The organism is Sphaerisporangium sp. NPDC004334 (genome assembly GCF_053602655.1).
Genome location: NZ_JBSGDZ010000004.1, coordinates 352077 through 377919, shown reverse-complemented (window position 1 = coordinate 377919; position 25843 = coordinate 352077). Strand labels below are relative to the sequence as shown.

Below are 25843 nucleotides of genomic sequence, written 5' to 3'. Positions count from 1 at the left end.
GAGGTTTCGCACGGGAAGCGGGAAGCTGCCGCATGCGGCCGATGTTGCTCCCCGCAAGGAGGTATGGCATGACTGCTCCCGTGCCCGGCTGGTTGAACGATCTCGCGGCGAACGCCGTCCACCACCCCGTTCCCGCGGCGTTGCGCCCGCCGGCCGTCGGAGGGCGTGCCGCGGCCGTCCTGCTGTTGTTCGGGGAGTCGGCGCTCGGCCCCGACGTCCTGCTGATCCAGCGCAGCGCGAAGGGGCGCAACCACGCCGGCCAGCCCGCGTTCCCCGGCGGGGGCGTGGACCCGGGCGACGGCGGCCCGGTCGGCGCGGCGCTGCGCGAGGCGCAGGAGGAGACCGGTCTGGAACCCGGCGGCGTGCAGGTGGTCGGCACGCTTCCCGAGCTCTACGTCTGGCGGAGCGACAACAGGGTCACCCCCGTGCTCGGCTGGTGGCACACGCCCTGCGCCGTCCACGCGGCCTCCCCGGACGAGGTCGACGCCGTGGCACGCGTGCCCATCGCCGAACTGGTCGACCCGGGCAACCGGCTGCGGCTGCGCCTGCCCGGCGGCTTCGCGGGGCCCGCGTTCAAGGTGCGCGGAATGCTGGTGTGGGGGTTCACGGCGGGCATTCTGAACGACCTGCTGGCCGCCACCGGGTTCGAGCGTCCCTGGGACGGCGGCCGCGTCGAGGAACTGCCCCCCGAGATGCTCCGCCTCGCCCGCCGCTAGGCCGGCCGGCCTCTGCGGGCCGTCCCAGCGGGAGCGGCGACGACCACGGCAGGATGGCGACGATCACGGCAGGATGAGGCCCAGCGCCGCCCAGTCGGCGACGTCCTCGTCGGGGTCGGTGGCGAGCCGGCGGAGCGCCGCGAGCCCGGCCGGGTCCGGTGGACGGCCGACGACGTGCGACAACGCGTACGCCGCGCCGTAGCGGACGGTCGCGTCCGGATGCGTGGACAACTCGATGACCGACGGGAGGGCTCGTCCGTCCCGCAGGTGCCCGAACGCGATCAGCACGGCGTGGAGCACGCGGACATCGTCGTCCGAGGCGGCCAGGTAACGCAGGACCGACAGCGTCTTGTCGACGAAGGGCCGCAGCGGAGTGCCCAGCTCGCCCAGGATGTCCACGCCCAGCACGCGCTCGACGCGGGAATCGCTCGCGCACAGCCGCCGGGCCTCGGTGAAGGTCTCCAGATCGCCTCGCGCGTGCAGCGCGTCCACGGCCTTCCACCTACGGGGGCCGTCAGGGTCGTCGTCCTCCAAAGCGAGGGCGATCAGCTCATCGACGCCGAGTTTCGCCAGCTCCGGAGACACGCCCGCGTCCGCGCGCATCCAGCGGAGGTTGCGGACCCAGGATTGCGGCCTGCCGTCGGGCACGGTGGCGCCCGTGGCGGGGCGCCCGTCCGCTCGCCCGTCGTTCGACCCCCCGATCGATACCATGCCGCAACGATATCGAGCCAACGAGTGCACGGCTCGTGGCCGCGCTGGATACCGTTGAGGCGTGAGCGGCGATCTCCTCGATTTCATCCTGATTGTTCTCGTGATCGCCTTTGCCGTGTCCGGCTATCGGCAGGGGTTCATCATCGGGGCTTTCAGCTTCCTCGGCTTCGTCGGCGGGGGTGTCCTCGGGGTGTTGATCGCGCCGCCGATCGCGCACGCCGTCGTGAGCGCCTCCACCGAGCAGGCCCTGCTCGCCATAGTGATCGTCTTTCTCGGTGCGGTGATCGGCCAGTTCGCCTCCTCGACGATCGGCGCGGTCGTCCGCAGCCACGTCACCTGGGAGCCCGCCCGCACCGTGGACGCACTCGGCGGCACCTTCACCAGCGCGCTGTCGGTCCTGATCATCGCCTGGCTGATCGGCTCGCTGCTCTCCGTCGCGCCCTTTCCGTGGCTCAACCAGCAGACCAACGGCTCGCTGCTCCTGCGGACCGTCGACGCGGCGATGCCCGAGAAGGCCAAGGAGTGGCAGCTCTCCTTCAAGGAGTTCGTCGACAACTCCGAGTTCCCGCAGGTGTTCAACGCCATCGGCGGCGGCACGTTCGTCGATGTGCCGCCGCCGGACGCCAGCGTGGTGCGCGGCCCGCAGCTCCAGCGGGCCCGCCGGGCGATCGTCAAGGTGCAGGGGACGGCTCCCGCCTGCCGCAAGCTCATCGAGGGCACCGGCTTCGTCTTCGCCCCGCACCGCATCATGACCAACGCGCACGTGGTCGCCGGTGTCACCCAGGAGCTGCGGGTCACCGACGAGAACCGCATCAGGCACGACGCCCAGGTCGTGCTGTACAACCCCGACCGGGACATCGCCATCCTGTACGTCCCCGACCTGGACGTCCCGCCGCTGAAGTTCGACTTCACCGCCGAGGGCCAGGACGACGCGATCATCGCCGGTTTCCCGAAGGGCAAGGGCTTCACGACTCGGCCGGCCCGCATCCGCGTCAAGCAGAACGCGAAGGCCTCCGACATCTACTCGCGCAAGACCGTCACTCGCGAGGTGTACGCCATCCGGGGGCTGGTGCAGCCGGGCAACTCCGGCGGTCCGCTGCTCACCCCGACCGGCCAGGTCTACGGCGTGATCTTCGCGGCGGCGACCGACCAGCCGGACACCGGATACGCGCTGACCGCCGCCGAGGTGCGTCCCGACGCCGACGAGGGCAGCGCCTCGGTCGCCCGCGTCGACACCCAGGACTGCGACTGACCTCCCCGGCGCGAGGCCGGGCATCTGTCAGGGCCGGTCGGCGGGAGAGGCTCTGAAGGCGTCCGCGACCTGGGCGATGGCCTCGGCCGCAGGGGTCGCCGGATGCTCGGTGAGTTCGCGGGCGGCGCGCACCGCCGCGGTGAGGTCGACAGGACGACGGTGCGTGGCGGCGGTCCCGGCGTCGTACCGGGCGAGCCGGTCGGCGCCGCGGTCGAGCAGCGTGGCCGCGCCCCGGGTGTTGCCCCGCTGGAGGTGGGTCAGACCGACGCAGATCTGGGCCAGCCCCTGCCACAGCTCGCGCTCGTCCTGCGGACCGGTCTTCCAGCGCGCCTCCAGCACCTCGTGGGCGTGGAACGGGCGCTCCTCCACCAGGTAGGCGAGGGCGTCGGCGACGGCCCGTCCGGCGTCCGGGGCGTAGTCGTCAGGGACGCGCTCCACGCCCGGCGCGCCCTTGGGGAGCGGGCGGCCCAGCGCGTCACGCGGCCGGGCGTTGCGCGGCCGTCCCGCCGGATCCCTGTCCCGTCCCGCCGCGCCCGCGTCGCGGTCGGCCGGAGTCGTCTCTCGCGCGTCCGCGTCCGTGTGGGCGTGCGGGCCCGTGTGGTGGTCGTTCTGTCCCGTCTGGTGGCCGCTCACCGTCCGTCCCTCCTGGGTTTATGACCCCACAGTACGAAATATCGTTATCTGTCGGGTTCGGGGTCCCCCAGCCAGCCCAGCAGCTCGGCGTCGAACTGCTCAGGACGCTCCTCGTGCGGGAAATGTCCCACACCCTCCAGCAGCCGCCAGCGGTACGGCGCGGCGACGTACCGGCTCGACCCCTGCGCGGTGCGCGGCGGCATGCAGGTGTCGAGCGCGCCATGGAGCTGCAGCGTCGGCATCTCCAGCTCGGTGCGCATGAGCTTGCGATAACGCATGCCGTCCGGCCGCAGCTGGGAGCGGACGAACCAGCGGTGGTACTCAAGGGCGCAGTGGGCCACCGTGGGGATGCTGAAGGCGTCGCGGTAGGTCGCCGTGACCTCCTCCCGCAACCCGCCGGGACCCGACCACGCGTCGAGCAGCCGCCCCACCTGCGCGGCGCCGTGCTTGGTCAGCCGCCGCTCCGGAAGCAAGGGAAGCTGGTACCCCAGAAGGTGCCTGCCGGCCTTGGGCCGCCCGAACGGGTTGCCGAGGACGGCCTGGCGCAGCCGCAGCGGGTGCGGGGCGGACACGGTGACCAGACGGTGCACGACCTTCGGGTCGGTCGCGCCCATGGTCCACGCCACCAGGCCGCCCCAGTCGTGGCCGACGACCACGGCGCACGTCTCGCCGAGCGCGCGGATCAGCCCGGCCATGCTCCCGGCGAGCGAGGGCAGGTCGTACCCCCGGGGCGGCTTGTCGCTGGCGCCGTACCCCCGCAGGTCCACCGCGACGGCCCGGTACCCGGCCCCGGCCAGGGACTCCAGCTGGTGCCGCCAGGTCCACCAGAACTGCGGGAAGCCGTGCAGCAACAGCACCAGCGGCCCCTCGCCGGCCTCCACGACATGGAACATGCCGTTGCCCGCGTGGACGGAACGATGGGTCCAGGGCCCGGGGATGCGGGCCAGCGACTCGTCGGGACGTGCGCTCATGGCCGGACTCACGGGTTCGGGCTCGTGCGCCCGGCGTCGAGGTCGCCGGCGGCCGGGCCGCCCGAGGACCCGGTGGACGTCCCCGCCGGGCCGCCGGACGCCGCGGCCGACGAGCCGGCCAGCGGCACGCGGTGGTGGCCCACCTCGCCCGCCGTCGGGCCGCGGTACGGCTCGGGCACCGGCCGGGAAGGGGAGGCAGGCGGGACGGCGGCATCGTCCCCGTCGGGCCTGGCGACGTCCTTGAGGCCCTTCAGGCTCCGCGCGGTGCGTTTCATGCCGGTGAGGCCCTTGAGCCTGCGGTAGCCGACGAAGGCGAGCAGCAGCGCCACGACGAGGTAGAACACCGTCACGATCGTGAACGCCAGCCACTGCATCATCCCGAGCTGCACCAGCCCGTAAGCGATCGCGAACGAGGCGAGGATCAGGCACAGATGCAGCATGAAGGCGGCCACACCGAACAGCCCGGCCGCCGTGCCGACCCGTTTGGCGTCGAACTTGAGCTCGGCCTTCGCCAGCTCGATCTCCGAGCGGACCAGGGTCGAGATGTGGTGGCTCGCCTGGGCGACGAGTGCGCCGAGCGATTCCTCCTCGGGCGGAGCGGCCATGTCTGCTCTCCTATCGGATGTTGCGGTCACATTCATCCTGCGTGATGTTCATCGTCCCGCCTCGCCGTCCGGTTCGCCGCATCGGACTCGCCCGTGTTCGCCGCATCGGACTCGCCCGTGCGCGCGAACCCCCCGCGGTATCGAACATGCCGGGTGCTTCCCCGATCAGGAGGCCGCATGACCTCGCGGGCGCCGCGGCCCGGCCCACCGTGGGCCTGATCCAGTGGCCTTCGGGCCCCCGAACGCCGCGGAACGCCCCGGGTGCGGCCCGGCGGCCTTCCGGCCTGGAACGCCGCGGGTGCGGACCGGCGGTCTGCGCGACCTGATCGATCCGCACCCTTGGGGCGATCATCCGTGGACGATGGGCGTTCCGTGGACCTCGGACCGCCGATCAGTCCTCGCTCGACGTGGACGGCAGCTTCTCGGAGATCAGCTTCATCACCGAGCTGTCGGCCAGGGTGGTGACGTCGCCGATGCTGCGGTTCTCCGCCACGTCGCGGAGCAGGCGGCGCATGATCTTGCCGGACCGGGTCTTGGGAAGCTCGGGGACGACCATGATCTGACGCGGCTTGGCGATCGGCCCGAGCGCCTTGGCCACGTGGTCGCGCAGCTCCTTGGCGATGTCGGCGCTCTCCTCCGCGCTGCCGCGCAGGATGACGAACGCCACGATGGCCTGGCCGGTGATCGGGTCCGTGGCGCCCACGACCGCCGCCTCGGCCACCTTGGGGTGGGACACCAGCGCCGACTCCACCTCGGTGGTGGAGATGTTGTGACCGGACACCAGCATGACGTCGTCGACCCGGCCGAGCAGCCACAGGTCGCCGTCCTCGTCGCGCTTGGCGCCGTCCCCGGGGAAGTACATCCCCTCGAAGCGGGACCAGTAGGTGTCGACGTAGCGCTTCTCGTCACCCCAGATGCCGCGGAGCATCGACGGCCACGGCTCACGGATCACCAGGAACCCGCCCCCGCCGTCCGGCACCGACTGGGCCTGGTCGTCAACGACGTCGGCCACCACGCCCGGCAGCGGCCGCATGGCGGCGCCGGGCTTGCCGGAGGTCACACCGGGCAGCGGGCTGATCATGATGGCGCCGGTCTCGGTCTGCCACCAGGTGTCCACGACCGGGCAGCGGTCGGCGCCGATGTGCTCGCGGTACCAGACGTAGGCCTCGGGGTTGATCGGCTCGCCGACGGACCCCAGGACGCGCAGGGACGACATGTCGTACTTGGCGGGGATGTCGTCGCCCCACTTCATGAACGTGCGGATCGCGGTGGGCGCGGTGTAGAGGATCGTCACGCCGTACTTCTGCACGATTTCCCAGAAGCGGCCCCTGTGCGGAGTGTCGGGGGTGCCCTCGTAGATCACGCTGGTCGCGCCGTTGGCGAGCGGGCCGTACACGATGTAGGAGTGTCCGGTCACCCAGCCGATGTCCGCCGTGCACCAGTAGATGTCGGACTCGGGCTTCAGGTCGAACACCGCGTGATGGGTCCAGGCCGTCTGCGTGAGATAGCCGCCCGTGGTGTGCAGGATGCCCTTCGGCTTCCCGGTCGTGCCGCTGGTGTAAAGGATGTACAAAGGGTCCTCGGCGTCGTGCTGCGCCGGCTCGTGCTCGTCGCTCTGGCGGTCGACGATGTCATGCCACCAGATGTCCTTGTCGGTCACCTGGACGTCCTGGCCCGTCCGGCGCACGACGAGCACGTGCTCGATGCCCGGGCACTCGGCGACGGCCTCGTCCACGGTGGGCTTGAGCGCACTCGGCGCCCCGCGACGGTAACCGCCGTCGGCGGTGATGACCAGCTTGGCGTCGGCGTCCTGGATGCGCCCGCTGAGCGCCGTGGCCGAGAAGCCGCCGAAGACCACCGAGTGGACCGCGCCGATGCGCGCGCACGCGAGCATCGCGATCGGCAGCTCGGGGATCATCGGCATGTAGATCGCAACGCGGTCGCCCTTGCCGACGCCCAGCTCGGTCAGGGCGTTGGCCGCCTTGCTCACCTCGCGCAGCAGGTCGGCGTAGGTCAGCGTGCGCGTGTCGCCGTCCGGTTCGCCCTCCCAGTGGTAGGCGACCTTGTCACCGCGGCCGGCCTCGACGTGCCGGTCGACGCAGTTGTAGGCGACGTTCAGCGTGCCGCCCAGGAACCACTTGGCGAAGGGAGGATTCCACTCGAGGGTCGTCTCCCAGCGCCGCCCCCAACTCAGCCGGTCGGCCGCCCGCTCCCAGAAGCCGAGACGGTCGTTCGCCGCCTCGTCGTAGGCGTCGGCCGTCACGTTCGCAGACGAGGCGAGGTCCGCCGGCGGCGCGAAGCGCCGGCTCTCGTGCAGCAGGTTCGACAGAGTCTCCTGGGTCTCGCGACCAGGGGTTTCCGGGGCCACAACGTACTCCTTCACATGGCCTGGCTCGATTGGGCTGGGTCCCACTTCACCAGTCCCGAGGTGGCGGGACAAGGGGGGACGGACCGGCGAAGCCCGCCGGCGGACACCTCCACCGTGGTTCACAACGGGCTTTACATGCGGTCACAAAAGCTGCGGATTCGTTGTGGAAATGATATCCAACAATAAAAGTGGAGAGCACAGAAGGCCCATTCGCGGCATGCTCGTTGAACGGTGTGAACCACGCGCCGAACGGCACCCCCATTCGACGGCGGCGCGCACCGGGGGCGCCATTGACGACGTCGTGAACCTCCGCCCGCTCCGCCGGGCGCGACATGAACTCCCCTTGACCTGCCGTTGACCTTCACCGCCGTACGCCCGCATCGTACTCGCCGGTAGGGTCGGGAGGCGTGAGCGACCCACTGGCTGTCATCGCCGGGCTGCCCGGCGTCCCGGACGCCGTCCAGAGCGCCCGGTCGGCCGTCGACCGGCTGTACGGGCATCGCGTGCTGCGCCGCCGCGGCCCCGAGGTGTCCGCGGAGTCCGCCCTGCGCGGCGCGCGCGCCTCCGCCGCGCTCGAAGGCGCCGACGTCGCGCTGGAGACGCTGCGGTCGGGCGGGGCGGACTCCCTCGTCGCGGCAGGGGCGCTGCGCGCGTCCGCCGAGATCGGACGCCTGGGCGCCACCTGGAGAACGGCGCCGCGGCAGGTCCTCGCCCGCCTTCACGCGCTGGCCGCCGTCGGCCTCATCCCGGACCCGCTGCTCGGCCGCCCGCGTACGGACGCCTCCTCCGGCACCCGGGCGGCGACCGATCCCGGCGCGCACCGCGACGGGCAGGCTGCCGGCCGCACTCACCCTGACGCCGCCGGCGCGGTCGTCCCGGGTCCCGGCGCCGATGCCGATGACGCCGCTGACGTGGACCGTCCGGGCTCGGTCACGGACGTCCTCGGTATCGGCCCGGCTCCCGGCGCCGCGGCCGCGGCCGCGCGTCTCACCTCGCTGGTCACGTTGATCACGACGCCGACCAGGGCCCCGGCGCTGGTGCTGGCCGCCGTCGTGCACGCCGAGCTGGCCGCGGTCCGGCCCTTCGGAACCGCGGACGGCCTGGTGGCGCGTGCGGCCGAGCGGCTCACACTCGTGGAGTTCGGGCTGGACCCCAAGTCGCTGGTGGCGGTCGAGGTCGGGCACCACGACCTCGCGGACGCGTACGCCGAGAGCCTGCGGGGCTACCTCAAGGGCACCGGCAAGGGCGTGGCGGCCTGGGTGCGGCACTGTGCCGCCGCCGTGGAGGTCGGCGCCCGCGAGGCCACGGCCATCTGCGAGGCCCTGCAACGAGGCTGAGCCTCACCGGTGTCGCATCGCCTCGCCCGAGCCGTGATGGGGGTCAGGTGCACCGGATCCAGATCACCAGACGGGCTCCGCCGCGCGGCCGGCCGGACGCGGCTCGCGAGACGCGGATCGCCGGCCTGGGACGGCCGGCTGGAGATCGCCGCGACTACCGCGAGATCCTACGAGAATCGACGAGGTTGAGCGAAAAAATCTTCCTCGTCTGCCCGAACCGGTGAAATTCTTGCGCTGAAACGAACAAGACGGGCGAGGTTTTACGGTCGGTACGGCGGGGGGGATACGGCTCCGGACAGAAGCGAACGGCGCCCCTGGTCTGGGACGCCGCCGCCAGTGCGCCACACCGGGTTACCAAGCGTGCACCTCAAATCGTCGTAGCGGGTCAAGCCCGTCTCGACGCGCCTCCCGCGGCTGGTCGCGCGTGGGTACCCGGTGGTCGCACTCGAACACTCAGTCCGTGCAACCTTTCTACGTCGAATCCCGCCTGATGGGAACCCCTTGGAGCAAGACCTTTACCGACCTTCGCTTGTCCGGGCGCCGAACCGGCGCGTATCCGAGCATGCCGCGAACGGGGCTCGCCGCGCCGTCCCGAAGATCCTGACAGCCGGATGTGAAGGCCTTTCGATCACCGCCCGTGATCGGTCTCTCTCGGGACGTTTTTCGCATACTTGTAGTAGCCGATCCGCTACGGCGGAAAAAAACTCGCGGAAATCAGAGATTGCTCCTCGACGGAACTTGAGTTCATCGGGCACCATACGTTGGTGTCCACATGACTGTGGCGTTGGTTCCTGGGTAAGATTTTTGCAGTCCCTTGCCACGCTGTGGTCGGCGATGAAAGCTTTCTTCTAAAACGGGACCGGCTCTACCCCCCCGGAGCCGGACCGGTTGGCGACCCCCGCTCTCCCCCCCCGGCGGGGGTCGCCCTTTTCTCCTCCATCCCTGCCGCCGCGCAGAGCTTCCCCCGGGCGACCCGGCTCCCTCTTTCGCCACCGCGCACCCCCGCCTCCACCGCCTCAGGACGGCAGGAGCACCTACCGGTGCCGCCGGCCCGCACCGACAGCGCGGGGTGGCCAGGCGCCCCCGATGGGCATCCCGGCATCGCCATCGCGTGGTGCCATTGGGTGGCGGCCATCGCGTGGCGCCATCGCATGCCGCTGGACGCCGCCGGATGCCTTCACCGCTCCTGTCAGCGGTTCGCAGGGCGTCCGCCGCAGGGCGTCCGTCGCAGGGCGTCCCGTGCAGCCGCTTCGAGTTGCTTGCTGATCCTTGTCCCGTAGACACGTGCCTCGCCCACCGCCGGCTGTCATCCACGGCGGCCGGGCCGCCGGTCTGGGCTTCTTCCGTCCCGTCTCGCTCGCAGGCCAGAGGGTTATCCACAGAACGCCGTTCGCTCCCATGAGCGATGTGGCCGGTCCTGGAAGGTGGTGGCCTCAGACGACAGGGAGGCCACCCCCATGCCCCGCCCACTGGTGATCACCGAAGATCAGGATCTGCTGGACGATCTCCTGCGGGTCGCGGCCGCCGCCGGTGTGGAGATCGACGTCGCGCACGCCGCGACGCATGCCCGGCCTTACTGGCAGCGCGCCCCGCTCGTCGTCGTGGGGGCGGACGCGGCCGACGCCCTGGCCGCGACGGGGCCACCGCAGCGGCAGGGCGTGCTGCTCGTGACCAGGGCGTGCGACGATCCCGCCGTCTGGCGACGATGCGTGGCCGTGGGCGCCAAGGCGGTTCTGGAATTGCCGCAGGCCGAGCGGCGACTGGTGGACGAGTTCGCCGAGGCGTCAGAGCCGGTGATCAGGGCCGGTGAGACGGTCTGCGTCATCGGCGGCAGCGGCGGCGCCGGCGCCAGCGTGCTGGCGGCTTCCCTGGCCCTCACCGGAGCGCGACGTGGCATGCGCACGCTCCTCGTGGACGCCGACCCGCTCGGCGGCGGCATCGACGTCATCCTCGGTCAAGAGCACGCCATCGGCGCACGATGGCCCGACATCGTCGAGCGTGAGGGCCGGGTGAGCTTCACGGCCCTGCAAGCCGCCCTGCCGACGATGGGCGAGCTCACCGTGCTGTCGTGGCATCGCGGAGAGTCCCCACCCATCCCCGCGGAGGCCATGCGGGCCGTCCTCGAGGCCGCGCACAGAGGGTGCGATCTCATCGTCGTCGACCTCCCGCGACATGTCGGGCCCGCGGCGGGCGAGGCGCTCTCGCGAGCGGGGTCCACCCTGCTGCTCGTGCCCGCGGACGTGCGAGGCGTGCTTTCCGCCTCCCAACTCCTGATCGAGATAAGCCGGCACACCTCGGACATCGGAGTCGTGGCGCGCGACGGCGTCCTGCTCCCCGAGGTGATCACCCGATCCCTCGGCGTGTCCTGTGTCGGGGTACTCGAAGACCAGCGCGGCCTCGCCGACGTTCTCAACCGCGGCGATGCCCCACCCCTCGGCGACCGCACTCCTCTCGGCCGCTTCTGCGCCGACTTCCTCACCACCCTGGAGCCCCGATGACCCCTCACCCCACCCGGTCCGTTCACTCCACCCGGCCCGTTCACCCCACCGGGTCGATTCGCCCCACCCGGCCGATTCGCTCCACCCCGTCTATTTCTCGCCCCATCCCGTCCACCCCTCAGCCGCCCACGCCCGTCACGCCCTCCCTGGCCGCGGACACCCGCCGATGAATCGTCTGGTGGTGTCCCCTGACCTGGTCGAGGCCGTCCGGGTGCGTCTCGCCCGCACGGGCGCCCAGCCCTCGGCCGCCCAGGTGGCCGCCGCGCTCCGGGCCGAGCACGCGGTGCTGGGGGACGCCGAGGTCCTCGAGGTCGCCCGTGCTCTGAGGGCCGATCTCATCGGCGCCGGGCCGCTCGAGCCCTTGCTGGCCGAGCCGGAGGTCACCGATGTGCTGGTCAACGGCGCTCGTAACGTCTGGATCGACGCCGGTGACGGCCTGCGGCGCACCTCGGTCGTCTTCCCCGGCGACGACGAGGTGCGCAGGCTCGCCCAGAGGCTGGCCGCAGCCGCGGGCAGGCGCCTGGACGACGCCTGCCCCTACGTCGACGCCCGTCTGCCGGGCGGCGTACGCCTGCACGCGATCCTGCCGCCGGTGGCCTCCGACGGCACGTGCCTGTCCCTCCGGCTCCCGCCCCGCAGGTCCTTCACCCTGGAAGAACTGGTGCCAGGCCCTGGGGCTGCGGCGGTGCGCGCGATCGTGGTCTCCCGGCTGGCCTTCCTCGTGACGGGTGGAACCGGTACTGGAAAAACCACACTCTTGTCCGAAATGCTTTCCCTGGCTCATCCTGGCGAGCGGTTGATCCTCGTCGAGGACTCCTCGGAGCTGCGGCCGATCCACCCGCATGTCGTCCGGCTGGAGACCAGGCCGGCCAACCTGGAAGGGGCCGGCGGCGTAGGCCTCCGCGACCTGGTCCGGCAGGCCCTTCGCATGCGCCCGGACCGCTTGGTCGTAGGAGAGGTGCGCGGCGCTGAGGTCGTCGACCTCCTTGCCGCGCTCAACACCGGCCACGACGGTGGTTGTGGAACTCTGCACGCGAACAACCCCGCCGATGTGCCCGCCCGGCTGGAAGCGCTCGCCTGTGCCGCCGGGCTTTCGAGGGAGGCCGTCCACAGCCAGATCGCCGCGGCCCTCGACGCCGTGATCCACCTCGTCCGCGACGCCGGTGGCGGACGCCGCAGAGTCGCCGAGATATGCCTCATGGAACGCGAGTCATCGGGCCTCGTCCGCGTCGTCCCCGCCCTCACGTTCCCCGCCAACGGTCCACCCCAACACGGCCCGGCCCTGCCCACCCTCCTCGCCCGCGCTCCTCATGTCCTCCAATGACCCCGTTCTCCCGCCCCGCCGCCGAGTTCCGAGCCCTTCTGGGCGGCGAGCAGGAGGAGATGTTCGATGCTCGTGGTCGCCGTCGTTTTGATCGCCGTGGCAGTGGGGGTCTGGACGAGCCCTGATGCCGCGACCGTTCGGCTGCTCGCCTTGACGCGTCCTCGAGACCAGGCGCGATGGGCGAGCATCGCCCGATTGTCGCGTGTCGCCCTCCGGCGAAGTCCCGTACGGCAGGCCGCCGCATGGAGGAGGTCCTCGATCGAACTCAGCCAAGCTCTGGTCGCCGAGCTGGCGACGGGGCGGCCGCCGGGAGACGCGCTGGCGCGGGCGGTGTCCTGTCTCGTCCTGCCCGATCCCACCTCCCTTCGTCCTGTCGTCGCCATAGCCCGCGACGGTGGTGACGTGGCCTCGGCCCTCGAGCGAGCCGCTCCTGATCACGGTGGAGAAGGTCTGGTGCGCCTCGCGGCCTGCTGGCGCGTCAGCCAGACGTCGGGCGCGGGGTTGACCGCTCTGGTGGAAAGGGTGGGCTGCTCTCTGCGGGAGGCCGAGGCTCACCGTTCTGAGGTCACGGCCCAACTGGCCGGGCCCCGTTCCACCGCTCGGCTGCTCGCGGGGCTCCCCCTGCTCGGAATCCTGCTCGCGGCCGGGCTGGGGCTGCGTCCGCTGGACTTCTTACTCGGTGGCCCGGCAGGCGTGGCGTGTCTCGGCGCCGGTGGGCTGCTGGACGTCGCGGGCCTGTGGTGGATGAACCGGCTCGTCTCCCACGCCCAAGAGCGGGGCACATGACCGTGAACCAGACAGACGCGTGTCCACGCGACGGCTGTACGACTAATGATGATCATTGGAAGATGGCGGTTCATGCAGGGCCGTCTGTGCAGGTAGGGCCCTACCTGGCGGCTGACATCGCGCATTCGAGTTCAGTGACTGGTCCGACGCGCTGGTCCGACGACGTGTACGCGCCCTGAGCCAGACGGTGAGCTACACCACACACCTACACCGCTCTGACGACGACACCCGCGCCTCTGGACCAGCTCAAGGCGATGAACCAGGCGGGGTTGTTCCGTGAGATGAGTGCCCGCCCTACCCGTTCGGTCCCACAACAGGAACGCTCGGAGGACTTATGAGCATCTTGCTCGCTACCGGCCTCGTCGGGCTCTCCGCGTGGCTCTGGTTGACTCCGTGGGATCCGGGCGAGCGTCTGGCCAAGATCCCCATGTTCCACATGCGGCTGAACGCGGAGGCACGCCCTGGGCATGGCTGCGATACGCGAGCGATGGTTCATGCGAAAGCTCGCCCGCCGTACGAGCCGGCGCGGGCCGGACACTCCCATGCGACGCCCGTCTACAGAGGCAGACGCGGCAGCGAACGCCTGGGCGGCCTTGCACATACAGGGGGCGGCGAACGCTGGGGCGGTGTCGATCGCCCAGCGGCAGTCAGGCATTCGAGCGCTGTTGAGCGCCTCGACGGCATCAACGGCGTGTCGGGCGTCTCCGCCTCTGGTGGTGCTTCCGGGCTGAGGGGGCGGTTCGCCAGATACGGCCTCGGCGCGTACACGTTCCGGAAGGCGCTTCCGCCGGTCTTGGTCGCGACCGGAGGCATCGCGCTCGTCGGTGGTGTGCCTGGAGTGGTGTGCGGAGTCGGCGCGGGTGTGCTGACGCTGGTGATCGGTCACCGCGCGGAACCCCGCGAGGCACGCCGGCGCCAGGCGCGGATCACGGCCGATCTTCCGTTCGCGGTCGATCTCATGGTGGCCTGTCTGCGGGCGGGCCGGCCGGTGAGCGCCGCGGTGCAGACGGCCGCGAACGCGATCGGTGGTCCACTCGGCGAGCGCCTGGCATGGGTGAACGGCCAGTTGCGGCTTGGTGCCCGCCCTGAGGATGCCTGGTCGGCGCTGGAGAAGGACCGGCCACTGGCGGCGATGGCGCGTGGCATGGTCCGCGCGGCCCTCAGCGGGGCGCCGGTGGCCGATGTGCTGTCCAGACTCGCGGATGACGCGCGGCAGGACGCTCGGGCCGCCTCCTCCGCTGCGGCTCGACGGGTGGGCGTTCAGGCGGTCGCGCCTCTCGGACTGTGTTTCCTGCCGGCGTTCGTGCTCGTGGGAGTGATCCCCGTGGTCGCGGGTCTGGCAGGCCAGGTCTTCGGCCGTTGACCGCCGTTGACCGGTCGATGAGCGGCTGATGAGCGGCTGACGAGCGGCCGTTGAGCGCCGACGATCGGCCGACGACCGGCGGGCGACGAGCGAGATCAGACCCGTGACCTCGGCGCAAGCCGCGCCGACGTCACGAGGACATCGGAATGACCCCGCCGATCGGCCGGTCACTTCCCTGTCGCGCACGGCCCACGTGAGCCGCCCTGGCCGGTCCTGGCCGTCGCGAGGCGTCACGGACGGGAGTCCTCCAGGCGTGGTGGGTGGCGAACCGTCCACAGCCTCGGGACGGAGCCCGGACGGAGCGCCGATGGTCGGTACGCAGGCTCGGGCGGCATGGCGGCTGTCCGTGCATAGGTCGCAATGAATGGCATCTCCGCAGTGGGGCCTGGCATCGGCCGACTTATCCACAGGCTTGGCGCGGGATCGGCGGGTTGTCCACAGAATGACGTTCGGCCCAGAAGTGGCCCCCTCCGCTCGGCGAAGCTGTCCTCGCTGGTCAAGGTCCGGGTGGTCACCCACACGGCGACGATGACGACTCAAGGGGAGGTCCGATGCGCAGGTGGATCCGTCGACGGGGGCGGCACGCGCTCAAGGTCATTGGGGACGGAAAGGGGGCAGGGCTGCATCATCGCTTCCAGCGGCTGCGGGTGCGCGTTCAGACCTCCGCGAGCACGCGCGTCAAGGTGGCGCGCATACGAGCGCAGGCAGGGATGTCCACCGCGGAGTACGCGGTGGGCACGATCGCCGCCTGTGCCTTCGCGGGCCTCCTGTTCAAAATCGTCAGCAGTCCCGAGGTGCGGAAGATGCTGTCCGACATCATCAGCCGGGCCCTCAGACTCGCGGGCTGACCGGTGGCCCACGTGGACGCAGCGGAACCGGGGCGGACGCGGAGCCGGCGGTCACGGCCGAGGCGGTGGACACGACGTCCGGGTTTCCCGCGGTCTGAGCCGGAGTCGGGGTCGGTCACGGCGGAGACGGCCGTCGCGCTCCCATCGCTGGCCCTGGTGCTGGGGGCGGCTCTCTGGGCCATCGCCGCGGTCGGTGCTCGACTCGAATGTGTCGATGCGGCACGGGCGGGCGCCAGGGCGGCCGCCCGCGGCGAGGCGCTGGAGGTCGTTCGGCGATTCGCCGGTCGTGCGGCCCCTCCGGGTGCGGTCGTCTCCATCACCCGCGACGCGGAACTGAGCCGGGTGACCGTTTCCGCCGCCATCCGCCCGAGCTGGGCCGTCGGAATGCCGCCGGTCCACGTGGCCGCCACCGCGACCTCCGCCACCGAGCGGGGAGTCGACGACTTGGTCATGGAAGCACGACGGGCGCCGACCGGTGTCGAGCCCGAGTGACGGCACACTGCCGACGCCCTGAGAACAGCAGAGATCACCCCCCCGGACCGCCGAAACACTCCGCCTGCCCATGACACCAGGCCACCGCCTCACGCCCCCCGAACAAGGCACCGGCTCATGACCGCAGGTCGAAGTCTGTTCCGGCGGTCGAGGAGCCGGTGGAGGGGCCGTCGATGGGGGGGTGACGGGCTGTTGGGGGTGGGTGGAATCGCCGAAGGAGGCTTTGGCTCGTGGCGTCAGGTCGAAGTCTGTCCCGGCGGGTCGAGGAGCCGCTGGAGGGGGCGTTGATGGGGGGGTGACGGGCTGTTGGGGGTGGGTGGAATCGCCGAAGGAGGCTTTGGCTCGTGGCGTCAGGTCGAGATCTGCTGAGGCGGGTCGAGGGGCTGATGAGGGGAGGCGTCGATGCGAGGGATGGGCCGTGGGGGCAGGTCGAAACGTCGACGGGGTGGGAGTCCATGGTGAAGGCGTGGTCGGTCGTCGAGGCGGGGCGACGGGTGGGGAGCGATCGGGGGGCGGGCACTGTTTGGGTCGTCGCGCTCATGACGTTGATCTGGTTCACCGCGGGCGCGTTGATGCTGGTAGGGGTCGCGCGCACAGCCCGGCACCATGCTCAGTCGGCCGCCGATCTCAGCGCCCTGGCCGCGGCGCGCCAGGCGATGGCATCGCCGGAGACGGCGTGTCGGCACGCGCGCGATCTCGCCTCGGCCAACGATGCTTCGATCACGAAGTGCCGTGTTGAGGGAGCCGTGGTGGTCGTGCGGGTCGAGGTCCCATTGCGGCTCCCATGGATCGGCGATCGCCACGCCTCCGCCGAAGCGCGCGCCGGTCCCAGATGACCACTCGTACGAAGATCCGCGTTCCTGGATCCAGGAAGTGAACGACGGCCCAGGTGGTGGAAGTGCTCACTCACCGGCGCTTCCCAGGCGCCGAGCCTGCCTGCCCATCAGACCGACCTGGTGGCCACCGTCAGGAGGGTGGTGAGGAGCCTGCGTCTCCCGTTCGGACGGTGGTGGCCGCGCCGGTGAACTCCGTCAGGTGGGTGGTGAGGGCTGGTGGCTTCGGTCGGGTGGGTGGTGAGGAGCTGCGTCTTGCGTTCGGGCGGTGGTGGCCGCGCCGGTGAACTGCGTCAGGTGGGGGGTTGGTGGCTTTCATCGCGTGGTGGTGAGGGGGTGGTGGGTTTGGTCAGGAGGGTGGTGAGGAGGCGGATGGCACCTTGTTTGTCGAGGGGGTCGTTGCCGTTGCCGCATTTGGGGGACTGGATGCAGGAGGGGCATCCGCGTTCGCACTCGCAGGAGGCGATGGCCTCGCGGGTGGCCGTGAGCCAGTCGAGGGCGCGGGCGTGGCCGCGCTCGGCGAAGCCGGCTCCGCCCTCGTGGCCGTCGTAGACGAAGACCGTGAGGAGGCCGGTGTCGGGGTGCAGTTCGGTGGAGACTCCGCCGATGTCCCAGCGGTCGCAGGTGGCGAACAGCGGGAGCAGGCCGATGGAGGCGTGCTCGGCCGCGTGCGCCGCGCCGCCGAGGTCGAGGCCCTCGGCGAGCAGCGGTGCCACGGCGGCGTCCGGGAGGGTCCACCACACGGCGCGGGTGCGCAGGGTGCGGGGTGGCAGGTCGAGGGGTTCCTCGCCGAGCACCTCGCCGGTCTTGACGCGGCGCTTGAGGAAGGACACGACCTGCCGGGTGACCTCCACCGTCCCGAAGTGCAGCTCGCCCGGCCCGAAGGCGTGCGACCGCAGGGATTCCAGCACGGAGATGTCGGTGACGTCCCGGGCGAAGGTGGAGTAGTCAGGGTCGGACGCCGACACCAGGGCGACGCCCGCGTCCAGGTCGAGTTCCTCCACGAGGTAGGTATCGCCCTGGTGGATGTGCACGGCGCCGGTGTGGACGGCGGTGTGGGCGGACGGCTCGTCGACGGTGCCGAGCAGCCGCCCCGTGGAGGACTCCACGACCTCGATCGGCGGCCCGCCGGAGCCCCGGATGTCGGCCAGATTGGCGGCGCGCTCGCGGCGTGTCCAGAACCAGCCCTGGGGGCGGCGCCGGAGCATCCCGCGCTGGACGAGGTCGTCGAGCACCTCTTCCGTGGACGGGCCGAACACCGGCAGGTCCGCCTCGGTCAGCGGGATCTCGGCCGCCGCCGCGCACAGGTGCGGGCCCAGGACGTACGGGTTGTCCGGGTCGAGCACGATGGCCTCGACCGGCCGGCCGAACAGGGCCTGCGGATGGTGGACGAGGTAGGTGTCCAGCGGGTCGTCGCGCGCGATCAGCACGGCGAGGGCGTCCTGGCCGTCGCGGCCCGCGCGTCCGGCCTGCTGCCACAGGGAGGCGCGCGTGCCGGGCCATCCCGCGATGAGGACGGCGTCCAGTCCCGACACATCGATGCCCAGTTCCAGGGCGTTGGTCGTCGCCAGGCCGGTGATCTGGCCGGAGCGCAGCGCCCGTTCCAGGGCGCGCCTGTCCTCGGCGAGGTACCCGGCGCGATAGGCCGCCACCTTGGCGGGCAGCTCGGGCGAGATCTCCTCGAGGTTCTCCCGGGCGATCAGCGAGATCGTCTCGGCGGCGCGCCGCGACCGGACGAAAGCGAGGGTGCGCACGTCGTCGATGACCAGATCGGTGAGCAGGTCGGCGGCCTCGGCCGTCACCGTGCGCCGGACGGGGGCGCCTCCCTCGCCCCGCAGATCCGTCAGAGGCGGCTCCCACAGGGCGAACGTCGTGGAACCCCGGGGAGAGGCGTCCGTGGTCACCTCGGCCATCTCAAGGCCCGTCAGGCGCATCGCGGCGGCGGCGGGGTCGCTGACCGTGGCGGAGACCAGCATGAATACCGGATGGGAGCCGTATTTTCCGCATATCCGGCGGAGGCGGCGCAAGATCTGGGCCACATGTGATCCGAAGACACCCCGGTACCCATGGCACTCGTCCACGACGACCAGCTTCAGCCGGCGCCAGAACGACGACCAGGCCGCGTGGTGGGGCAGCATCGACCGGTGGAGCATGTCGGGGTTGGTCAGCACGTAGTTCGCATGCTTGCGCACCCATTGACGCTCGTCGGGCGGAGTGTCCCCGTCGTAGGTGGCGGCGCGCACCTGGGCGAGCTTCAGATCGCGCACCGAACGCAACTGGTCGGCGGCCAGTGCCTTGGTCGGCGTCAGGTACAGGACCGAGCCCCCGGACAGGATCTCGGACACGGCCGGCACCAAGTAGGCCAAAGATTTTCCCGACGCGGTGCCTGTCGCGATGATCACGTTTTGGCCACGATGTACCAGCTCAGCGGCGGTGGCCTGGTGCTCCCAGAGACCCTCGACGCCGAGATTTCGCAGACGGCTGACGAGCAGCTCGTCGACCCATGAAGGCCAGGTCGCCTTACCTGCCTGACGTGCGGCGACGTACTCTACGTGTGTGATGCGTTCACGGCGCGCGGGTACGCCGAGCAGACGAGCAAGGATCGGGTCCGCTCGCCGTGAGGGTGATGTAGTCGGAGTCACTGGTTTCCAGTTTGGCATCTTGGGGGAGAGTCGCCCGGAGTCGTGATTTCGTATAGACACGAAGGCGGGGCGTGGTTGAATGCCGCGCGTCAGGGTATTGCGCGCTGGGACTTGGGGTCCCAGCATGTCAGACCCCTCGTCGTGGACTCAGCAGGCAAGGCGCTGGAGGATCTGTGGATCTGAAGTTGGACCACCACACTGAAGACCGACTCACCATCGTGGAAGTCGAGGGTGAGATCGATGTCTATACCGCGCCGAGGCTGCGTGAGCTGCTGATCGACCTGGTCAACAAGGGCAACTTCCACCTTCTCGTCAACATGGAGAAGGTGGACTTCCTGGACTCCACGGGGCTCGGTGTCCTGGTCGGCGGGCTCAAGCGCGTTCGGGCGCACGACGGCTCCCTGGAGCTCGTCTGTACGCAGGAGCGCATCCTGAAGATCTTCCGGATCACCGGTCTGACCAAGGTCTTCGGGATTTACGCCTCGGTCGAAGAGGCCAAGGAAGCTCACGGCCGAGACAAGTAGTCATGGCCACCGTCGAGCTGACGTTCAGTGCTCTTCCGGCTCACGTGCGCACCGCGCGGCTGGTCGCAACGGCCATCGCGCGGCGCACCGGGGTCGCGGAGGACCTGCTGGACGAGGTGCGGCTCGCTGTGGGTGAGGCCTGCTCACGGGCAGTGGAGGCACACCGCGTCCACTGCCCGGGCGAGCCCATCCGCATCGAGTTGTGCGACGACTCAGGGCGCTTCGAGGTCACCGTCACCGACTCGGCACCGAGCGACGATCTCGAACAGGCGTACAAGGACGAGGACGAGTTGCCGACGGCCGTCAACGGCACCGAGTTGGCCAGCCTGCTCCCCGCCGACACGCTGATGTCCGGGTTCGGCATCGCCGTCATCGCCGCGCTGGCCGATGACGTCGAGGTGTATCCGAGTGCCAAGGGGCTGCGGATCAGGATGAGCTGGCCCGCCACCGCCGCCGGGTTCGCCACCGCCTGAGAGTGGCCACGGGGGCTGTCTTCCAGCGGGGCCACGGGGTCGTCTTTTCGGTTCCATCTCGTCGGGGTGACCCGGATCGACCTGGTCGGGCCCGCTCGCCCCGGCCAGGCATGGTCCGGCCCACCGCCCGGGATCCGTCGATCCTGAGTGCAGGGATCGCGCCGGTCGGTTCCCGGTCGTGCGACGCGAGCCTGACCGGCGCCGTCCCGACGCGTGGTCGCGCCGCGGGCGTCGGCCGCGCGCTGCCGGCCTGGCCGTCCTGATCCTGCTCACCTCCGTACAGGCGCCCTCTGCCCGGGCATCCTGGCAGGGCGGCGCCGCGCCACCGAGGTCGTCGCGCCGTGCCGGTCGTCGCGTCGCGACGGGCTGCCGCATGATCGCGCGCCTTACGACGCGCCGCTGGTCGGAACCCTGCTACGTCGTGGCCGGGCCGCTCTGGGGTGTGGCCGGCCGGGCGTCAGAGGAAGGGGCGTCCTGAGGCCGGCAGAGGAGGACTGCCGACATGTTCGCGCGATCCGTCCTCGTGCCGTCAGCATCCGACCGTCCTGGTGAGGGCCAACGGGCCGCTGAAGGCCGGGGTGGAGGGTGGCGTCGGCGGAGGGGTGTTCATGGTGGTGCGGGTGAGGGGGTTGGGGCGTCGCCGCACGTCAGTGCGGGTTTACGGACATAATAATTAGGCAATGAACGTCTGTCCGTAACCCGGCCGTCGATCGATCTGACACCCGGAAAACCGCGTTGTTACTGGGCAAAGCCCCGCACCTTACTGGACTGGGCCCTAATTGGCTGGTGGAAGAGGCTTCATATCTGGCCTGTGCCTGCGTAGACTCCCGGCACCGGCCAAGGTTTTGTCCCCGCAGATCAACGTCGCCCTGCGGGAAGGTCTGCGGACGTTACCGGAAGCGGCACTGCCAATCCAGCTCGGATGCGCGCCGCCCCCCGACTGACTCGCAGCGCGGTCTGGGCATGGACCTACCCGTCTGGCCGAGGAGGACGGATGTCTAGGCTCAATCTCGCCGCTGACGACGCCGCAGCGGTATCTCTTAGCGGTTCCCACCTCACAATCGTGATCGTGGTGGCCGCCGTGGCGCTGCTGGCGCTCGCCGTAGCGGGCGGTCTCGTCCGCGAGGTGCTCGCCGCAGGTCAAGGCACAGAGCGAATGCAGAACATCGCGCGAGCGGTCCAGGAAGGCGCCGCCGCGTATCTAACGCGACAGTTCAGAACGCTTGCACTTTTTGTGGTGCTCATCCCGTTCCTGCTGCTTCTCCTGCCCTCGGAGTCGACCAGCGTCGCCATCGGACGCTCCGTCTTCTTCGTGGTCGGTGCGGCATTCTCCGCGTTGACCGGCTTCATGGGCATGTGGCTGGCTGTGCGGGGCAATGTCCGTGTGGCGGCCGCCGCCCGCGAGGCGGGTGAGAAGCCGGCGATGCGCATCGCGTTCCGTACCGGTGGCGTGGCCGGCATGTTCACCGTCGGGCTCGGCCTGCTGGGCGCCGCGATCGTCGTGTTCATCTACAAGGGCGACGCTCCGAGCGTGCTCGAGGGCTTCGGGTTCGGCGCGGCGCTCCTGGCGATGTTCATGCGTGTCGGCGGCGGCATCTTCACCAAGGCGGCCGACGTGGGCGCCGACCTGGTCGGCAAGGTCGAGCAGGGCATCCCCGAGGACGACCCGCGCAACGCCGCCACGATCGCCGACAACGTGGGCGACAACGTCGGCGACTGCGCCGGCATGGCGGCCGACCTGTTCGAGTCCTACGCGGTCATGCTGGTCGCGAGCCTCATCCTGGGCAAGGCGGCCTTCGGCACCGAGGGCCTGGTCTTCCCGCTCATCGTCCCGATGATCGGCGTGCTGACCGCGATCATCGGCATCTTCACCACCGCGCCCCGCAGCGGTGACCGCAACGGCATGGCGGCCATCAACCGCGGCTTCTTCATCTCGGCGGCGATCTCCGCCGTCCTGGTGGCCGTGGCCGCCTACCTCTACCTGCCCGGCTCGTTCTCCCAGCTCACCGACGTCAGCCCGGCGATCGCCGGCCTCGGCTCCGACCCGCGGCTGATCGCCATCGGCGCCGTCCTCATCGGCCTGGTGCTCGCCAGCGCCATCCAGGTGCTCACCGGCTACTTCACCGAGACCAACCGCCGCCCGGTCAGGGAGATCGGCGAGAGCTCGCTCACCGGCCCGGCCACCGTCATCCTGTCCGGCATCTCCGTCGGCCTGGAGTCGGCGGTCTACTCGGCGCTGCTCATCGGCGGCGCGGTGTACGGGGCGTTCCTGCTGGGCTTCGGCAACGTGACCGTGGCGCTGTTCGCGGTGGCCCTGGCCGGCACCGGCCTGCTCACCACCGTCGGCGTCATCGTGTCCATGGACACCTTCGGTCCGGTCTCCGACAACGCGCAGGGCATCGCCGAGATGTCCGGCGACGTCGAGGGCGAGGGCGCCCGCATCCTCACCTCCCTCGACGCGGTGGGCAACACCACCAAGGCGATCACCAAGGGCATCGCGATCGCGACGGCCGTGCTCGCGGCGACCGCGCTGTTCGGCTCGTTCCGCACCGCCGTCGAAAGCCAGCTCGCCGCGGCGAGCGCCGGGGTGAAGGACGCACTGGGCTCCTTCAGCTCCTTCAGCCTCAGCGTCGACTCGCCGAACGTGCTCGTCGGTCTCATCATCGGCGCCGCGGTCGTGTTCCTGTTCTCCGGCCTGGCGATCAGCGCCGTCGGCCGCGCGGCGGGACGGGTCGTGTTCGAGGTGCGCGAGCAGTTCCGCACCAAGCCGGGCATCATGACCGGTGAAGAACTGCCCGACTACGGCCGCGTCGTAGACATCTGCACCCGCGACTCGCTGCGCGAGCTGGCCACGCCGGGCCTGCTGGCCGTCATGACGCCGATCGCGGTGGGCTTCGCCTTCGGGTACGCGCCCCTCGGCGCCTACCTCGCGGGCGCGATCGCCGCGGGCACGCTGATGGCGGTCTTCCTGGCCAACTCGGGCGGCGCCTGGGACAACGCCAAGAAGCTCGTCGAGGACGGCCACCACGGCGGCAAGGGGTCGCAGGCCCACGAGGCCACCATCATCGGCGACACCGTCGGCGACCCGTTCAAGGACACCGCCGGTCCGGCGATCAACCCGCTGATCAAGGTAATGAACCTCGTGGCCCTGCTCATCGCCCCGGCCGTCGTGACCTACGCCGACAACGCCGTCGTGCGCGTCGGCGTCACGGTGGTCGCGGTCGCGATCGTCGTCGGCGCGATCGTCGTCTCCAAGCGGCGCTCGACGAGCATCGCCCCCACGGGCGGCACCCCGGCCGAGAAGGTCGAGACCGAGAAGGTGTCGAGCTGACGACCGACGGCATCCGGTGCCGCACGGCGCGGCGCCGGCCTGAACGGCCGGCGCCCGCGGGCGGCCAGAGGTGAGAGTGCGGCTACCGTCCGAGGAGGGCGGTAGCCGCACGCGTGTAATGGGATAGTTGGGGGAGTGAACACGCTCATCGTGCTGAGACATGCCAAGGCCGCGCACGTGCCCGGGCTGGCCGACCGCGAGCGTCCCCTCACCGATCGCGGCGAGCGGGACGCCGAGCGGGCCGGCGAGACGCTCAGGCGGCTCGGGCTGAGTCCTGAGCTGGTGCTGTGCTCGCCGTCGATCCGCACCAGGCGCACCGCCGAACTGGCGCTGGCCGGCCTCGCCTCGGAGGCCCCCATCCACATCGAGACCGAGATCTACGAGGCGTATCCGGACGAACTGCTGGAACTGATCGGCCGTACGGACGGCGAGGTGTCCACCCTGCTGCTGGTGGGTCACAACCCGGGGGTTCACGAGCTGGTCCTGAACCTCTCGCTGACGCACGACGACGAGGGGTTCCCGCCGGGAGCGTTCGCGGTGCTGGAAACCGGCCCCTGGGCCGACCTGGGGCCCGGAGACGGCCGCGTGGTCGGCCGCTGGACCCCCAAAGGGCACTGAACGCCGCCGGCAGGCCGTCCGCTCGAAGCCGGAGGCCGCCGAAGGCCCGCGAGGTGCCATGGGCGTGAGGCCGGGGACGGCCGCGGCAGGGGCGCCGAGGGCCCCGCGAGGTGCCATGGGCGTGAGGCCGGGGACGGCCGCGGCAGGGGCGCCGAGGGCCCGCGAGCCGGGGGGCCGGGTCCGTCAGGTGGCGGGGGGAGCGGTGAGGCCGTCTGGGGGAGCGGTGAGGCCGTCTTCGGCGTCGGCGGCCTCCACCTCCTCGCGGGAGATGCCGAGCAGGTACAAGATCGCGTCCAGGTACGGGACGTTCACCGCCGCGTCGGCGGCCTGCCGCAGGACCGGCTTGGCGTTGAACGCGATGCCCAGCCCCGCGGCCGCGATCATGTCGAGGTCGTTGGCGCCGTCGCCGATGGCCACGGTCTGGCTGATCGGGATGCGCGCCTGCTGGGCGAACCGCTCGAGGGCCCGTGCCTTGCCGGGACGGTCGACGATCTCGCCGATGACCCGCCCGGTGAGCCTGCCGTCCACGACCTCCAGGGTGTTGGCCGCGGAGTAGTCGATGCCCAGCTCGGTGACCAGCGAGTCGGTGATCTGGGTGAAGCCGCCGCTGACGATCGCGAAGCGGTAGTCCAGCCGCTTCAGGGTTCGCACGAGAGTGCGGGCGCCGGGGGTGAGGACGACCTCCTCGCGGACCCGTTCAAAGACCTCCTCCGGCAGGCCCTCCAAGAGGGCGACGCGTTCGCGCAGTGAGGCGGCGAAGTCGAGCTCACCTCGCATGGCCGCCGTGGTGATCTTCTCGACCTCGTCCATGCACCCGGCGTGCGCGGCCAGCAGTTCGATGACCTCGCCCTGGATGAGCGTGGAGTCGACGTCCATGACGATCAGCCGCTTGGCCCTGCGGTGCAGGCCGGAGCGCTGCACCGCGACGTCGACCTGCTGCAGCACGGCCTCGGCGGTCAGCGCGGTGCGCAGCGCGTCGGGGTCGGCCCCCGAGATCGCCAGCTCGATGCAGGTGACCGGCAGGTGCGCGAGCCGTTCGATGCGGTCGATGTTGGCGCCGGCGGCGGCGATGCGGCCCGCGATGCCCGCCAGGGCCGCCGGCTGCAGCGGGTTGCCCAGGACGGTGACGTGGAGGCGCCCGCGGCGGCGCTTCTCCTTCAGGTCGGTGCCGGTCGTGAGCTCGACCTCCATGCCGAGGTCTTCGGCGACGCGCTCGACGGCGGCCCACATGGCGCCGAGCGTGCCGCCGGTGCCGGTGGGAGGGCCGCCCGCGTAGGCGACCAGGACGCCCAGGACCAGCCGGCCGCGGATCACGACCTGCTCGACGTCGGCGACGGTGACGGGGAAGGAGGCCAGCACGGTGAACAACCGGGAGGTCACTCCGGGTCGGTCGGGGCCGGTCAGCGTGATCAAAAGCGTGCGCTGCTTCATCGCGGACAACGCTACCGACCGCTCAGAGTGCGCGTGCAAGCGGTTCACCATACGGACGGCAGATGGCCATGTCCCCATGTCTTCATG

Annotated in this window: 21 protein-coding genes; 14 read left to right on the top strand and 7 right to left on the bottom strand. The window is 70.9% G+C overall.

Annotated features, from left to right (window positions below):
- Positions 1 to 68: 68 nt before the first annotated feature.
- Positions 69 to 716, top strand: coding sequence for an NUDIX hydrolase (locus ACWEN6_RS07150; protein ID WP_354837657.1), 648 nt, complete (start codon positions 69 to 71; stop codon positions 714 to 716).
- Between the two features lie 63 nt (positions 717 to 779).
- On the opposite strand, the gene ACWEN6_RS07145 is transcribed toward ACWEN6_RS07150, so the two are convergent.
- Complete coding sequence (locus tag ACWEN6_RS07145) at positions 780 to 1427, bottom strand: HEAT repeat domain-containing protein (protein ID WP_452569369.1); 648 nt, start codon at positions 1425 to 1427, stop codon at positions 780 to 782.
- Positions 1428 to 1488: 61 nt separating this feature from the next.
- On the opposite strand from ACWEN6_RS07145, the gene ACWEN6_RS07140 reads away from it, so the two are divergent.
- On the top strand, positions 1489 to 2679 hold the full coding sequence (locus ACWEN6_RS07140; protein WP_354837661.1) for a MarP family serine protease: 1191 nt from the start codon (positions 1489 to 1491) through the stop codon (positions 2677 to 2679).
- A 27-nt stretch (positions 2680 to 2706) separates the two neighbouring features.
- Here the strand turns inward: ACWEN6_RS07140 and ACWEN6_RS07135 are convergent, their stop codons facing one another.
- The 4 genes from ACWEN6_RS07135 to acs all read right to left on the bottom strand — a co-directional run bounded on the left by ACWEN6_RS07135 (position 2707) and on the right by acs (position 7256).
- Positions 2707 to 3312 carry a DUF309 domain-containing protein gene (locus ACWEN6_RS07135; RefSeq protein WP_452569368.1) on the bottom strand — a complete coding sequence of 202 codons (606 nt, stop codon included), beginning with the start codon at positions 3310 to 3312 and terminating at the stop codon, positions 2707 to 2709.
- 44 nt (positions 3313 to 3356) lie between these two features.
- Positions 3357 to 4283: an alpha/beta fold hydrolase gene (locus tag ACWEN6_RS07130; protein WP_452569367.1), complete on the bottom strand. Its 927-nt coding sequence runs from the start codon at positions 4281 to 4283 to the stop codon at positions 3357 to 3359.
- Between the two features lie 8 nt (positions 4284 to 4291).
- On the bottom strand, positions 4292 to 4888 hold the full coding sequence (locus ACWEN6_RS07125) for a phage holin family protein (RefSeq protein ID WP_452569366.1): 597 nt from the start codon (positions 4886 to 4888) through the stop codon (positions 4292 to 4294).
- 391 nt (positions 4889 to 5279) lie between these two features.
- Positions 5280 to 7256, bottom strand: coding sequence for an acetate--CoA ligase (acs, locus tag ACWEN6_RS07120; RefSeq protein WP_452569365.1), 1977 nt, complete (start codon positions 7254 to 7256; stop codon positions 5280 to 5282).
- A 407-nt stretch (positions 7257 to 7663) separates the two neighbouring features.
- Between acs and ACWEN6_RS07115 the strand changes: the two genes are divergently transcribed.
- The 8 genes from ACWEN6_RS07115 to ACWEN6_RS07080 all read left to right on the top strand — a co-directional run bounded on the left by ACWEN6_RS07115 (position 7664) and on the right by ACWEN6_RS07080 (position 16740).
- On the top strand, positions 7664 to 8593 hold the full coding sequence (locus tag ACWEN6_RS07115; RefSeq protein WP_452569364.1) for an oxidoreductase: 930 nt from the start codon (positions 7664 to 7666) through the stop codon (positions 8591 to 8593).
- A 1457-nt stretch (positions 8594 to 10050) separates the two neighbouring features.
- A complete protein-coding gene (ssd, locus tag ACWEN6_RS07110; RefSeq protein ID WP_354837673.1) occupies positions 10051 to 11091 on the top strand; it encodes a septum site-determining protein Ssd in 1041 nt (346 codons plus the stop codon).
- 166 nt (positions 11092 to 11257) lie between these two features.
- Complete coding sequence (locus ACWEN6_RS07105) at positions 11258 to 12415, top strand: TadA family conjugal transfer-associated ATPase (RefSeq protein WP_452569363.1); 1158 nt, start codon at positions 11258 to 11260, stop codon at positions 12413 to 12415.
- 66 nt (positions 12416 to 12481) lie between these two features.
- On the top strand, positions 12482 to 13201 hold the full coding sequence (locus ACWEN6_RS07100; protein WP_452569362.1) for a type II secretion system F family protein: 720 nt from the start codon (positions 12482 to 12484) through the stop codon (positions 13199 to 13201).
- Between the two features lie 334 nt (positions 13202 to 13535).
- Positions 13536 to 14564, top strand: a complete 1029-nt coding sequence (locus ACWEN6_RS07095) for a type II secretion system F family protein (protein ID WP_452569361.1) — start codon at positions 13536 to 13538, stop codon at positions 14562 to 14564.
- Positions 14565 to 15115: 551 nt separating this feature from the next.
- Complete coding sequence (locus ACWEN6_RS07090) at positions 15116 to 15412, top strand: DUF4244 domain-containing protein (protein WP_452569360.1); 297 nt, start codon at positions 15116 to 15118, stop codon at positions 15410 to 15412.
- 3 nt (positions 15413 to 15415) lie between these two features.
- Positions 15416 to 15904: a TadE family type IV pilus minor pilin gene (locus tag ACWEN6_RS07085; protein ID WP_452569359.1), complete on the top strand. Its 489-nt coding sequence runs from the start codon at positions 15416 to 15418 to the stop codon at positions 15902 to 15904.
- 455 nt (positions 15905 to 16359) lie between these two features.
- The gene (locus tag ACWEN6_RS07080) at positions 16360 to 16740 is read left to right on the top strand and encodes an Rv3654c family TadE-like protein (RefSeq protein WP_452569358.1); all 381 of its coding nucleotides are present in this window, start codon (positions 16360 to 16362) and stop codon (positions 16738 to 16740) included.
- A 290-nt stretch (positions 16741 to 17030) separates the two neighbouring features.
- Here ACWEN6_RS07080 and ACWEN6_RS07075 read toward each other — a convergent pair whose 3' ends face one another.
- Positions 17031 to 19397 carry a DEAD/DEAH box helicase gene (locus ACWEN6_RS07075; protein ID WP_452569357.1) on the bottom strand — a complete coding sequence of 789 codons (2367 nt, stop codon included), beginning with the start codon at positions 19395 to 19397 and terminating at the stop codon, positions 17031 to 17033.
- Between the two features lie 155 nt (positions 19398 to 19552).
- On the opposite strand from ACWEN6_RS07075, the gene ACWEN6_RS07070 reads away from it, so the two are divergent.
- From ACWEN6_RS07070 to ACWEN6_RS07055, 4 genes are all read left to right on the top strand, one after another.
- Positions 19553 to 19903: an STAS domain-containing protein gene (locus tag ACWEN6_RS07070; RefSeq protein ID WP_114029683.1), complete on the top strand. Its 351-nt coding sequence runs from the start codon at positions 19553 to 19555 to the stop codon at positions 19901 to 19903.
- 2 nt (positions 19904 to 19905) lie between these two features.
- Entirely contained in the window at positions 19906 to 20376 is a 471-nt protein-coding gene (locus ACWEN6_RS07065) for an ATP-binding protein (RefSeq protein ID WP_354837686.1), read from the top strand.
- Positions 20377 to 21370: 994 nt separating this feature from the next.
- Positions 21371 to 23707 (top strand): sodium-translocating pyrophosphatase, encoded by a 2337-nt coding sequence (locus ACWEN6_RS07060; RefSeq protein WP_452569356.1) that lies wholly within the window; start codon positions 21371 to 21373, stop codon positions 23705 to 23707.
- Between the two features lie 135 nt (positions 23708 to 23842).
- A complete protein-coding gene (locus tag ACWEN6_RS07055; RefSeq protein ID WP_452569355.1) occupies positions 23843 to 24325 on the top strand; it encodes a SixA phosphatase family protein in 483 nt (160 codons plus the stop codon).
- Positions 24326 to 24508: 183 nt separating this feature from the next.
- Here the strand turns inward: ACWEN6_RS07055 and serB are convergent, their stop codons facing one another.
- Positions 24509 to 25756 (bottom strand): phosphoserine phosphatase SerB, encoded by a 1248-nt coding sequence (gene serB, locus ACWEN6_RS07050; RefSeq protein ID WP_452569354.1) that lies wholly within the window; start codon positions 25754 to 25756, stop codon positions 24509 to 24511.
- Positions 25757 to 25843 lie beyond the last annotated feature (87 nt).

Excerpts from the sequence above, each read along its gene's own strand:
- ACWEN6_RS07090 (WP_452569360.1), top strand. The coding sequence starts at position 15,116 with ATGCGCAGGTGGATCCGTCGACGGGGGCGGCACGCGCTCAAGGTCATT.
- ssd (WP_354837673.1), top strand. The coding sequence starts at position 10,051 with ATGCCCCGCCCACTGGTGATCACCGAAGATCAGGATCTGCTGGACGAT.
- ACWEN6_RS07150 (WP_354837657.1), top strand. The coding sequence starts at position 69 with ATGACTGCTCCCGTGCCCGGCTGGTTGAACGATCTCGCGGCGAACGCC.
- ACWEN6_RS07100 (WP_452569362.1), top strand. The coding sequence starts at position 12,482 with ATGCTCGTGGTCGCCGTCGTTTTGATCGCCGTGGCAGTGGGGGTCTGG.
- ACWEN6_RS07105 (WP_452569363.1), top strand. The coding sequence starts at position 11,258 with ATGAATCGTCTGGTGGTGTCCCCTGACCTGGTCGAGGCCGTCCGGGTG.
- serB (WP_452569354.1), bottom strand. The coding sequence starts at position 25,756 with ATGAAGCAGCGCACGCTTTTGATCACGCTGACCGGCCCCGACCGACCC.
- ACWEN6_RS07130 (WP_452569367.1), bottom strand. The coding sequence starts at position 4,283 with ATGAGCGCACGTCCCGACGAGTCGCTGGCCCGCATCCCCGGGCCCTGG.
- ACWEN6_RS07060 (WP_452569356.1), top strand. The coding sequence starts at position 21,371 with ATGTCTAGGCTCAATCTCGCCGCTGACGACGCCGCAGCGGTATCTCTT.
- ACWEN6_RS07125 (WP_452569366.1), bottom strand. The coding sequence starts at position 4,888 with ATGGCCGCTCCGCCCGAGGAGGAATCGCTCGGCGCACTCGTCGCCCAG.
- ACWEN6_RS07145 (WP_452569369.1), bottom strand. The coding sequence starts at position 1,427 with ATGGTATCGATCGGGGGGTCGAACGACGGGCGAGCGGACGGGCGCCCC.
- ACWEN6_RS07075 (WP_452569357.1), bottom strand. The coding sequence starts at position 19,397 with ATGCCAAACTGGAAACCAGTGACTCCGACTACATCACCCTCACGGCGA.
- ACWEN6_RS07065 (WP_354837686.1), top strand. The coding sequence starts at position 19,906 with ATGGCCACCGTCGAGCTGACGTTCAGTGCTCTTCCGGCTCACGTGCGC.
- ACWEN6_RS07095 (WP_452569361.1), top strand. The coding sequence starts at position 13,536 with ATGAGCATCTTGCTCGCTACCGGCCTCGTCGGGCTCTCCGCGTGGCTC.
- ACWEN6_RS07080 (WP_452569358.1), top strand. The coding sequence starts at position 16,360 with ATGGTGAAGGCGTGGTCGGTCGTCGAGGCGGGGCGACGGGTGGGGAGC.